Source organism: Streptomyces sp. 8L, assembly GCF_020176795.1.
In the GTDB taxonomy this organism is placed as follows: domain Bacteria; phylum Actinomycetota; class Actinomycetes; order Streptomycetales; family Streptomycetaceae; genus Streptomyces.
In genome coordinates this window covers 1-10,249 of the sequence record NZ_JAIUKE010000069.1, presented here as the reverse complement: position 1 = coordinate 10,249, position 10,249 = coordinate 1, and the positions used below count along the sequence as shown (strand labels likewise).

Sequence of the window (10,249 nt, the reverse complement as noted above, 5' to 3'; positions counted from 1 at the left end):
CCCCCCCCCGGCCGGGGGGGGCCCCCCGCGGGGGGGGGGCCCGGGGGGGCGGGGGCCGGGGGGGGGGCCCGGCCCCCCGCCACGGCAGCGCCCCGGCCCGTACCGCCCTGGCCCGTACCGCCGTTGCCCGTAGCGCCGTTGCCCGTAGCGCCGTTGCCTGCGACGGCGTTGTCCGGACGGCCGCCCCGGCCGCCCGTGCCGTGGCCGTGCGACGGGTCGGACACCGGCTGCCCCAGCGTCGAGCGGCCCGCCGGTACGTGCACCGACGGCGTCAGCGCCACCGAACCGTCCGCGTTCAGCAGCACCTCGCGCTGCTGCGGGTGCGCGAAGTCGAACGCACCGGCCAGCGAGCCCGCCGTGGCGTCGAAGGAGCTGTCACCGATCCGCCCCACGCCCCAGTTGTCCTCGATGAACCGCAGCACGGACGCCTGGGTGGTCTGTGTGTGGTCGATCGCGTTGCGCTTGCTGTACGGGGAGATCACCAGCAGCGGCAGCCGGGGGCCGGGACCGCACCGGTCCTGGTAGCCCCCGGCCGGCGCGGGGCCGCCGGTGCACAGGGCCGTGTCCTGGCCGCTGTCCGTGGACCCGTTGAGCACACCGGCCGTCGCCTGGTCGTACCAGCCGTCGGAGTCGTCGTCCGCGACGACCACGGCGGTGCTCGACCACGCGGGCGACTTCTCGATCGCGTTGATCCTGCTGGTGAGGAACTGCTGCTCGTCCAGCGGGTCGGAGTAGCCCGCGTGCGCGTCCTGGTACTCGCCGGCCTTCAGGAACGACACGCTCGGCAGGTTGCCCGCCGCCAGTGCCTTGTCGAAGTCGGTGAGGTCGTACTGGTGGTTGGCCTGGTCCTGGTGGCCGATCGCCGCCACCGAAGTGGGCGGCAGATGGTGCGGGTTGGCCGTCGACTTGTAGAACTGGAACGGCTCGTGGTGCGGCGAGTAGTCCACGGACGCGGCCCCGCCCACATTGCTGTGCGTGGCGTCGCAGTGCGCCGCGCCGCCCGGTGAGGACGTCGGTTTGAAGCCGCCCTGGAACCAGCCCCAGCTGACGCCCTTCGCGTTCAGCAGGTCGCCGACGTTCCTGCCGCGCACGGCCGTCAGCGGCGAGGACGCGGTGTGGTTGTTGTCGGAGCAGTCGTCGTAGGCGGGGTCGGAGTCGCCGAAGACCGTGCCGACGCCCGTCTTCGGGTCGGGGCTGCCGACCGTGGTGGACTTGCCGGGCGCCAGCTGCTCGCCCGTGGTCGCGTCGACCGTGATGCCGCCGTGCGTCTGCCCGGAGACCAGGTTGAGCGCGCCGGGCGTGGACGGGCCGAAGACGTTGCCGTAACTGTTGTCTCCGAGCGTGTAGTTCTGCGCGTAGTTCCACAGCCCCGTGACGGTGTTGCCGTCGTAGTAGTCCATGGTCAGGCCGGGGCTGCCGTACAGGCCGGTGCACGTGTCGCTGCTCGTGTGCTGGGCGAACGCGTCCATCGCGCCGCCGTCGAAGGCCTGTTGCTCGGGGTTGTAGCTGTGGTTCTGGTCGCAGGTCAGCGCCTCGGCGGCGCCGAGGCGGCGCGGCTGGTACTGGTTCGGGTTGTGGACCAGCAGCTTCGAGCCGTCGCTCAGCAGGTTCTGCGGCGCCGAAGTGCCCTTGGCAGCTGTGAACTTGGTGCCGTCCGTGTTCGCGGCCTTCGGGTACGTGCCGAAGTAGTGGTCGAACGACACGTTCTCGTCGAACAGCACCACCACGTGCTTGATCGGGGTCGCCGTGGCCGCCTTCGCCGCGGGGAGCGCGGCGGGCGCGGCGGACGCCCCGGCCGGGGCACCCACCGCCGCCGCGAGGGCGGCCGTGGCCGCGGGCGCGGCGGCCAGTCGGCGGTGACCGCGCGGGCGGCGCGGCCCTGAGCGCCGGTCGCTTGGCATGGTGTCCTTCTCTCCTGGGTGTCTCGTGGTGATGTGCATCCGCGTGTCGATGTGATCGCGCGCCTCGGTGTGCGGGGCCGCCTGGTCCCGGCCCCTGTTGCCGCCCGTCATCGGGTCACCCGTACCGTGCCGGACACCGTCTTCGTGGTGTGGCCCGCCGTCACGGTCACCGTGACCCGGTACCGGCCGCCGCGCGCGTAGTGGTGTGTGCCGAACGCGGAGTAGTCGCCGGTGCCGTCGAGCGAGAGCACGGTCGCGGTGGAAGCGCCGCTGTGGTCGCCCCAGTCGACGCGTACGCGGTAGCCGGAGGTGTCCCCCGCACCGGCCGGCGCCGCCGAAGCCGCCCGGGCCGTCGTCGTGCCGCCGGACAGGTGCGCGACGTCGGCCGCGAAGTCCCGGCCGCTGGTGGCCGGTACGGTCGCGGTCGCCGTCAGGCCGGCCGGCTTCGCCGCCGACGTGCCGACGGCGAAGATGTGCTCCACGCCCGTGTCGGTCACCTTCGGCAGGGTCACACTCGCGACCGCCTTCCAGCCGTCGAGGGCCGCGGGCTTCGTGCCGTAGAGGGTCGCGGTGGTGTTGTCCTGCGAGCCGTTCGCGTTGTCGCGGTGCGCGGTCGTCACGACGGGGATGTTCGCGCCCGCCGGCAGCCTGGGCGTGGTCCAGTCGTCCAGGCCGACCGGGACGACCTGGTGCGTGCCGTCGGTGTAGTTGACGGAGGCGAAGCCCGTGGCGGGGCCGTTGGTGGCGGCGCCGAGGAACGAGATCTGCCCGGCGTGGACACCGTGCAGGTCGATAGTCTGGCCGTGCGGAATCCAGTTGTCCGGCGCGCCCACCGGGGTGTCGGGCCAGGTGTAGGTGACGTCCGTGCCCGGCAGCGCGACGGACGCCCCCGGCTTCGGGAGCAGGCCGCTCTGGAAGGTGTTGTCGGAGACGTCGAAGCTGCCGAGGTTCCCCTCGCCCGCCGGGGTGGCGCCGACGTTGTTGTACGCGTCGCTCCCGTCGGAGAACGACGGCGGTACGTCACCGGCCCCCGTTCCCCACGCGTTCGGCTTCGTGCCCATCGAGAAGGAGAGGGTGCCGCCGTGCCGAGCGAAGGACTCCGGCAGCCAGTTCGCCGATGTGCCGCGGCCGTTGACGCGCATCCCCGTCACGTACTTCGCGTCCGTGGACTGCCCCGGCGCGTCGATCGTGTACGAGCGGTGTCCCGCGCCCGAGCTGGTGATCTTCACCGAGCTGAACGCGGGCCCTGACACGGCCAGTTCGGAGCGGCCGTACACTGCGGGGAACAGGCCGACCGACGACCACACGTACCAGGCGGACAGCGCCCCCAGGTCGTCGTTGCCGTACAGGCCGTCGGGGGTGTTGCGGGTCCACAGCGCGTCGCGGATCTCCTGGTTGACGTCCGCCGTGCGGTCCGGGCGGCCCAGCCAGTTGTAGAGCTCCGGGTCCTGCGAGTCGATCTCGTTCGACATGTACGCGTAGGGGCTGTTGGAGCCGGGGTTGAACGTCGTGGAGCCCGGTGCGAGGTTGCTGAAGAACCGGTCGAGCTGCGCCTCCGCCTGGGCCGCGCCGCCCTTCTTCGCGATCAGCCCTGCCACGTTCTGCGGCACCATCCAGCCGTACTGCGAGCCGCTGGCCTCGGAGAACTGCCCGGTGTTCACGTCGAGGTCCAGCCCCCGGTCGAAGCCGGTCTTGCTGCGCGGGGTGAGCGCGTTGCTGCCCGGGTCGAACAGGTCCTGCCAGCTCTGCGCGCGCTGCATGAACGTGCCGTACGCCGACGTGTCGTTCAGCCGCCCGGCGAGCTGCGCGATGCCGAAGTCGTCCACCGCGTACTCCAGCGAGGTCGACGTCGGCCACTGCGTGCCGTTGGACTCGGGGACGAAGCCGAGGCCCGCGTACTGGTAGAAGCCGCCCCGGTGGTTGGTGGCCGGGATGCCGCCGGCGGGCGCGCCTGGTGCGTCCTTCGGTACGAGCCGCTGGCTGGACTCCATGCTGGCCAGTGCGCCCGCGCGGTCGTAGTCGGTGGCGCCGAAGGCGTCCATGCTCGCGACGATCGAGTCGAGGGAGTCGCCGTCCATCTTGTTCTGGCCGGCGTTCAGCATCGGCCAGTTGTACCAGCCGACCTGCTGTGCCATGTCCGTGATCGACTGGTTGATGTCGGAGGCGCGGTCCGGGAAGAGGAGTGCGATCAGCTGCACCTCGTCGCGGTACACGTCCCAGCCGGAGTAGGTCGCGTAGGCGTGGTGCCCCTTGCGGACGGTGTGCGTCTTCTTGTCGTAGCCCTCGTACTGGCCGTTGACGTCGTCGAAGACGCTCGGCTCCTGCATGGTGTGGTAGAGCGCCGTGTAGAACGTCTCCAGCTGCGCGCCCCGCGCCCGGCCCGACCGCTGCGAGCTGCGCACCCGCACCTGGTCGAGGGCGTCGCGCCAGGTGTCGTGCGCGGCCGAGCGCAGCGCGTCGAAGCTCTTGCCGCCGGTCTCCGCGGTCATGTTCTGGCGCGCGTTGTCGACGCTCACGTACGACAGGCCGATGGTGGCGACGACCGACGAGCCGGGCGCGAAGCCCACGAAGGCGCCCGCGCCGTGCGAGGCGGTGGACGTGGCGGTCGCCCTCGAACCGGCGCCGAGGCCGGAGACGGGGGCCATGTCGGCGCCCTGCCAGGTGCCCGCCGTGGCGAAGGGCTCGCTGAAGTGCGCGTAGAAGTGGGCGGTGTAGGTCACGCCCAGCTTGCAGGTCGCCTCGACGGTGGTGGTGCCCTCCACCACGTCGTCGCCGACGACGCTGACACTCGTGTCGGAGCTGCCGTTGAGGGAGCCCGCCGCGTCGAAGAGCAGTGTGCCGGAGGCCGCGCCCTTCGGGAAGGTGAAGCGGGCGTCGGCGGTGCGGGCCGTCGCGGTCAGCTCGTTCTTCACGCCGTTGGCCAGGGTCACCCGGTACGCGCCGGGCGTGGCGCTCTCGTCGGCGTGGTCGAAGCCCGCGTAGTACGGCTTGATGTCGGCGGCCGGGGAGGACGGCAGGACGCCGCCGGGCAGGTCACCCGCGTACGGGAGGATCGGGAAGTCCTCCGCGCCGTTGTGCCCTGCGCAGCCGGTGCCGGAGACGCGGTTCATCGAGAAGCCGCGTATCTGGTCGGCGTCGTACTCGTAGCCGCCCTGGTTGGTCCCGGAGCCGCCCTTGGTGTTGTACGTGTTCGGGTTGAAGTTGACCATGCCGAAGGGCGTGGTCGCGCCGGGCGACGTGTCGCCGTACGCGCTCTCGGTGGTGTTCGCGGACGCGTTGTCCTGCGTACCGATGAAGGCGTTGACGCTGGCGGTCGGGTCGCCGTTCCACGACGCGGCGCCGGCGGGGGGGGGGCCCCGGCCCGGGCCCCCCCCCCCGGGGCGGGGGGGGGGGGCCCCCCCCGGGGCCCCGCCGGCCCGCGCGGGGGGGGGGGGCCGCGGGGGGGGGGGGCGCCGACCGGAGCCCGGGGTGGCCGGGGGGGGGGGGGCCCCCGCCCCCCCCCGGGGCCCGGGGGGGGGGCCCCGCGCGGCCGGCGCCGCCGACGAGGGCGAGGGCGAGAGAGGCCACGGCGGCGCGCCAGGGCCGTCTCGCGTGATCACGCGTCATGTCCGGCCGTTTCCGTGGAGGCCGGCCCGCTCTGGTGTTGACAACGTTGTCTGCCTTTCTGGATCTACGCTCCGGGGACGGAGCGCCCCGGCGGAGCCAACCTTCCCAAGATGAAGTTGGCGTATACAACAGATGGCGCACGCGAACGTGGGCTTCGCCGCGGGCCCGCCCTGGCGTCGGCCCGAAGGACGTGCCCGTTACGCGGAGGACGCGCCCGTTACGCGAGAGGGCGTGCCCTGCCGTCGGCCGGAAGGGCGTGCCCGTTACGCGAGAGGGCGCCCTGTCGGCTCCCGGGAAGGCGTGCCGCCACGCGGAAGCGTGCATCGGCCGGCGGCCGGAACGGTGTGCCCGTCGGCGGCCGGAAACCGACGGTCGCGGCGGGGAGCCCCACGGGGGCCGCTACGGTAGCCGCTAGGGTGCACGGAGTGAACACCGCTTCCCAACTCCCCGCTGCCTTCCGCCTGATCGTCACGGGTGGCGGCACCGGCGGCCACACCTATCCCGCGCTCACCGCGATCCACACGTTGCAGGACCGCCTGGCCGCCGAGGGCCGCGCACTCGACGTGCTGTGGATCGGCACCGCCGAGGGCCTGGAGGCCAGGGTCGCCGACGCGGAGGGCATTCCGCTCAAGACGGTACGTACGGGAAAGGTCCGGCGGTCCTCGAACCCGGTGAGGATGGTCTCGCCCGCCAACGTCCGCGACATGGCGCGCGTTCCGCTGGGAGTCGTCCAGGCGCGCGGGACGGTCGCCGGGTTCCGGCCGGACGTCGTGCTCGCGACGGGCGGCTACGTGGCCGTGCCGACCGGGATGGCGGCCCGTATGTGCAAGGTCCCGCTGGTCCTGCACGAGCAGACCGTGAAGCTCGGTCTCGCCAACCGCAAGCTCGCCGGTTCCGCCACACGGATCGCGCTGTCCTCGGAGTCGAGCCTGCCGCTCCTCCCGGAGAGCGTGCGGCACGCCGCGGTGGTCACCGGCAATCCGGTGCGGCCCGAGGTTCTGGCCGGACAGCCGGACCGGGCCGTGAGCCTGCTGGGCCTCCGCTTCGACCGGCGCCTGCCCACGGTGTACGTCACCGGCGGGGCGCAAGGCTCACAGCAGATCAACGACGTGGTCGGCGGCGAGCTGGGGTGGCTGCTGGAGCGCGCCAACGTGGTGCACCAGTGCGGGCCCGCCCACCACGAGGCGCTGGCCACCCGCATGGCGGGACTTCCGGCCCACCTCGCCGCCCGGTACCACCTCGCCCCGTTCATCGGGCCGGAGCTGCCGGACGTCCTGGCCCTGGCCGATGTGGTGATCTCGCGCAGCGGCGCGGGCACGCTGGCCGAGCTGACCGCCCTGGGCAAGCCCGCGGTGTTCCTCCCGCTTGCCTCCGCGGCGGGCGACGAGCAGGCGTACAACGCCCGGCACCTGGAGGAGTCCGGCGCGGCGCTCGCGCTCGTCGGCGAGGTCACCGGCGACCGCCTGCGCGAGGCCGTCGGCCCCCTCCTCGAAGACCCGGCGCGCCGGGCGGCGATGGCGAAAGCGGCGCGGGCGCACGGCCGTCCGGACGCCGCGGACAGGCTCGTGGACGTACTCCTGTCCGCAGCCGCCGAGGGCCCACTCCGAAAGACGCGAGGCGAGTGACGGGAGCCGGGTGACGGGAGGCGGGTGACGTACGCCGGGTGGCGCGGGCTGGGTGGGGCGAGCCGCCCGGTGGCGTGAGCTGGATGACGTACGCCGGGTGGCGCGGGCTGGGCGACGTACGCCCGCTGGCGCGGGCTCGGCCGGCGGAGCGTGGTCGTGGGACGTGACGCGCCCGTCCGGGAAACATCCGCGCGCGATCCGGCACGGATGGCTCTCGGGCCTCTTGACGTGTCCGCGTTGAGAGCGCTCCCCTGAGAGACGGCCGCGCTCCCCACTCCGGCGCGGCCTCGCTCACCGACGGCCGCGCGCCGCGGCCGGAGAGGACAGCCGTGCACCCCACCTCCGTACGGGCCGCCATCACCCGCGGCAGACATCTGACCCTCCTCGGGGCCCTCGCCCTGGCCCTGTGCCTGTTCACCGCCCTCGCCGCACCGCCGCAACGGGCGCACGCGGCACCGGTCGCCGCGCAGGCCCCGGCCTCGGCCTCGGCCAACGCCCGGGCAGCCGCGTCCGCCAAACCCGCCGCCGCGAGCATCTGCGACATCTACTGCGACGCCCGCGATCCGTCGAACGCCACGAGCCAGCGCAATGCGGCCACCGCCACGGTCCACGGCCGCACCATCACGCTCGTCCTCTCGGACAACGATGTCATGGGCTTCGCGACCATCGGCGGCGGCGGGCAGGGCGACGAGGTCTGGCTCGACCGCTCCTTCGACGGCGGCAGGACCTGGGGGTCCGGCAGCAAGCTCGGCGACACGAAGACCCCGGCGGGCTCGGCGGGTTGGCGCACCCAGATGTACAACGTGGACGACTGGGTGAACGCGGGCGTCGGCGCGCTGCGCGCCTGCGGCGAAGCGGCCGGCCAGCCGGAGATCGCGTGCACCGGCTGGGCCCGCGTGGACCGCAACGCGTCCACCCCGAGCAAGGCCGCCGCCACCGCCCTGATGATGCTCTACGACAACAAGACCGGACTCTTCGAGTCCAACGGCTGGTGGACCGGCGCGAACGCCCTCACGGCGATCATCGACAACGCCCGCATCACCGGGATGGGCAGCTACAAGTACGCGATCTCCACGACGTACGACCTCAACAAGAACGCCCAGGGCGGCAACTTCACCAACAACTTCATGGACGACACCGGCTGGTGGGGCATGGCCTGGGTCGACGCGTACGACGCCACGGGCGACAGCCGCTACCTGGACACGGCACGCGCGGACGCCGACCACATGAACGCCTACTGGGAGACCGGCACCTGCGGCGGCGGCGTGTGGTGGAGCTCGGACAGCGACAAGCACTACAAGAACTCGATCACCAACGAGCTGTACCTGGAGCTCAACGCGGCCCTGCACAACCGGATCTCCGGCGACACGACGTACCTCGGCCGGGCCAACGCCGAGTGGTCCTGGCTCAAGGGCAGCGGCCTGCTCGACGGCAGCGACCACCTGATCCACGACGGCCTGGACTCCGGTTCCTGCGCGCCCACCGGCCAGACCTACACGTACAACCAGGGCGTGATCCTCGGCGGGCTGAGCGAGCTGTACCGGGCGACCGGCGACAGCGGCCTGCTGGACACGGCGAAGACGCTGGCGAACGCGTCCACCACGTCGAGCGCCCTCAACCCCTCCGGCGTCCTCAGCGACATCGGCGAGGCGAGCGACTGCTCCTCGGACGGCTCCGCCTTCAAGGGGCCGTACGTGCGCGGGCTCGCGGCGCTCAACAGCGCGCTGTCCGACCACCCGTACAGCGCCTACCTGGACCACCAGGCGGACGTGGCGCACGCCAACGACCGCAACGGGCTCGACCAGTACGGCCCGCACTGGAACGGCCCGTTCTCCCTGCCCACGCCGGGCCACAACTGCCAGCAGGTGGCGCTCTCGCTGCTGAACGCGGCCGAGGAGAACTGACCCGGAGGCAGGGCCGGGGGCCGGACCGGCCCCCGGCCGGGCGGGGGGGCCGGGCCTGGCACCGCGTGCCGCGCTCGCGGCGTGGTCAGGCGAGGACGCAGTCCCCGCAGACCGCCGAGGCGCGCGCGGCGCGCGGCGCCGTCCGGTAGTACAGGCAGCAACTGCGCCGCCGGAAGGCGCCGTCGGGGGCGGCCGTGAACGTGCCCGCCAGCTCGGGGCGGGCCAGCAGCACCGCCCCGGCGGCGCGGATACGCCCGGCCTGCGCCGGTTCCGCCGCCACCAGGGACGTCACGGCGCCGCCGACCGCCGACGCGACGTTGCCCCACAGCGTGTGCCGCGACACGGACAGCGCGGCGAAGGCCTCACCGAGTTCGCCGAGCGCCCCCGCCACGAGGGCCTCAGCGGCCTCGGCCTGCCCGACTCCGGGCCCGTTCAGCGCGTCGCGGGGCAGCGACAGCGGGAACGTGCCGCCCGCCGTGGGGCACATCCGCAGCGTGTCCAGGTCGAGTGCGAGGGGCAGGTCGTGCAGGGCCGCGAGCGCCAGCACCGGTGACACGAGGCGGGCGGCGAAGCCCAGATGGCAGACGGAGACGGCCACCCGGTGCTCGAAGTCGTCCGGCGCCAGGCCACGGCGCGCCGCGAGCCGCTCCCGTACCGCACGCACCCTCCGCCACAGCGCGTCGGGATCGTCGGCCAGCACGCGCATCGGGAACCACGGGCCCGCGACAGCGGACTCCGGCGCGTGGCTTTCGCAGCCGAAGAACGGGCCGTAGCCGGCGAGCGCGTCGAGCAGTGCGGTCGTACGGGAGAGGGGCATGGGCCCATTCTGGCGCCGCCCCGGCCCTCTTCCGTGTTCTTCCGCCGGGCGGCGCGGAGCCCCGCTGCTCGATGGACGAGAAGCGGGGCTCGGGCCGGGCGATGGAGGCGGGGTGGTCAGCCCCGGGACGTGGTCAGCCCTGCGACTTGGCGAACCGCACAAGACCGGCGAACGCCGGAACGGAGAGCGCCAGCGCCGGACCCTCCGGGTCCTTCGAATCGCGAACCGGAACCACGCCATACGCCGAGGCGTACGCCGGAGCCCACTCGACACAGGAACCGCCATTGCTGCTGTACGAAGACTTGACCCAGAACAGGGAAGAGGAGTCGGTCGTCACGGGGTGCCCTTTCTCTTGCTTCGTCGGAACAGAGCGGTCAGCCGTGAGCCGACCGATCA

General features: G+C 73.1%; 6 protein-coding genes. 2 read left to right on the top strand and 4 right to left on the bottom strand.

Translation table 11 applies throughout. From position 1 onward, the window contains the following. Together LCE31_RS07705 and LCE31_RS07700 are read right to left on the bottom strand one after the other, a co-directional pair. Positions 1 to 1,901: phospholipase C (locus LCE31_RS07705; protein WP_374118431.1), on the bottom strand; the 1,901-nt coding region annotated here is incomplete at its 3' end. 107 nt (positions 1,902 to 2,008) lie between these two features. Next, positions 2,009 to 5,500: a GH92 family glycosyl hydrolase gene (locus tag LCE31_RS07700; RefSeq protein WP_225013250.1), complete on the bottom strand. Its 3,492-nt coding sequence runs from the start codon at positions 5,498 to 5,500 to the stop codon at positions 2,009 to 2,011. A 432-nt stretch (positions 5,501 to 5,932) separates the two neighbouring features. Here LCE31_RS07700 and LCE31_RS07695 point away from each other — a divergent pair, with 432 nt between their 5' ends. Together LCE31_RS07695 and LCE31_RS07690 are read left to right on the top strand one after the other, a co-directional pair. After that, positions 5,933 to 7,132 carry a UDP-N-acetylglucosamine--N-acetylmuramyl-(pentapeptide) pyrophosphoryl-undecaprenol N-acetylglucosamine transferase gene (locus LCE31_RS07695; protein WP_225013249.1) on the top strand — a complete coding sequence of 400 codons (1,200 nt, stop codon included), beginning with the start codon at positions 5,933 to 5,935 and terminating at the stop codon, positions 7,130 to 7,132. Positions 7,133 to 7,542: 410 nt separating this feature from the next. Then, the gene (locus LCE31_RS07690) at positions 7,543 to 9,036 is read left to right on the top strand and encodes a glycoside hydrolase family 76 protein (RefSeq protein WP_374118430.1); all 1,494 of its coding nucleotides are present in this window, start codon (positions 7,543 to 7,545) and stop codon (positions 9,034 to 9,036) included. Positions 9,037 to 9,121: 85 nt separating this feature from the next. Here the strand turns inward: LCE31_RS07690 and LCE31_RS07685 are convergent, their stop codons facing one another. Together LCE31_RS07685 and LCE31_RS07680 are read right to left on the bottom strand one after the other, a co-directional pair. Further along, entirely contained in the window at positions 9,122 to 9,853 is a 732-nt protein-coding gene (locus LCE31_RS07685; RefSeq protein WP_225013248.1) for a (2Fe-2S)-binding protein, read from the bottom strand. A gap of 133 nt (positions 9,854 to 9,986) precedes the next feature. Next, positions 9,987 to 10,190: a DUF397 domain-containing protein gene (locus LCE31_RS07680; RefSeq protein ID WP_225013252.1), complete on the bottom strand. Its 204-nt coding sequence runs from the start codon at positions 10,188 to 10,190 to the stop codon at positions 9,987 to 9,989. Between the last annotated feature and the right edge of the window lie 59 nt (positions 10,191 to 10,249).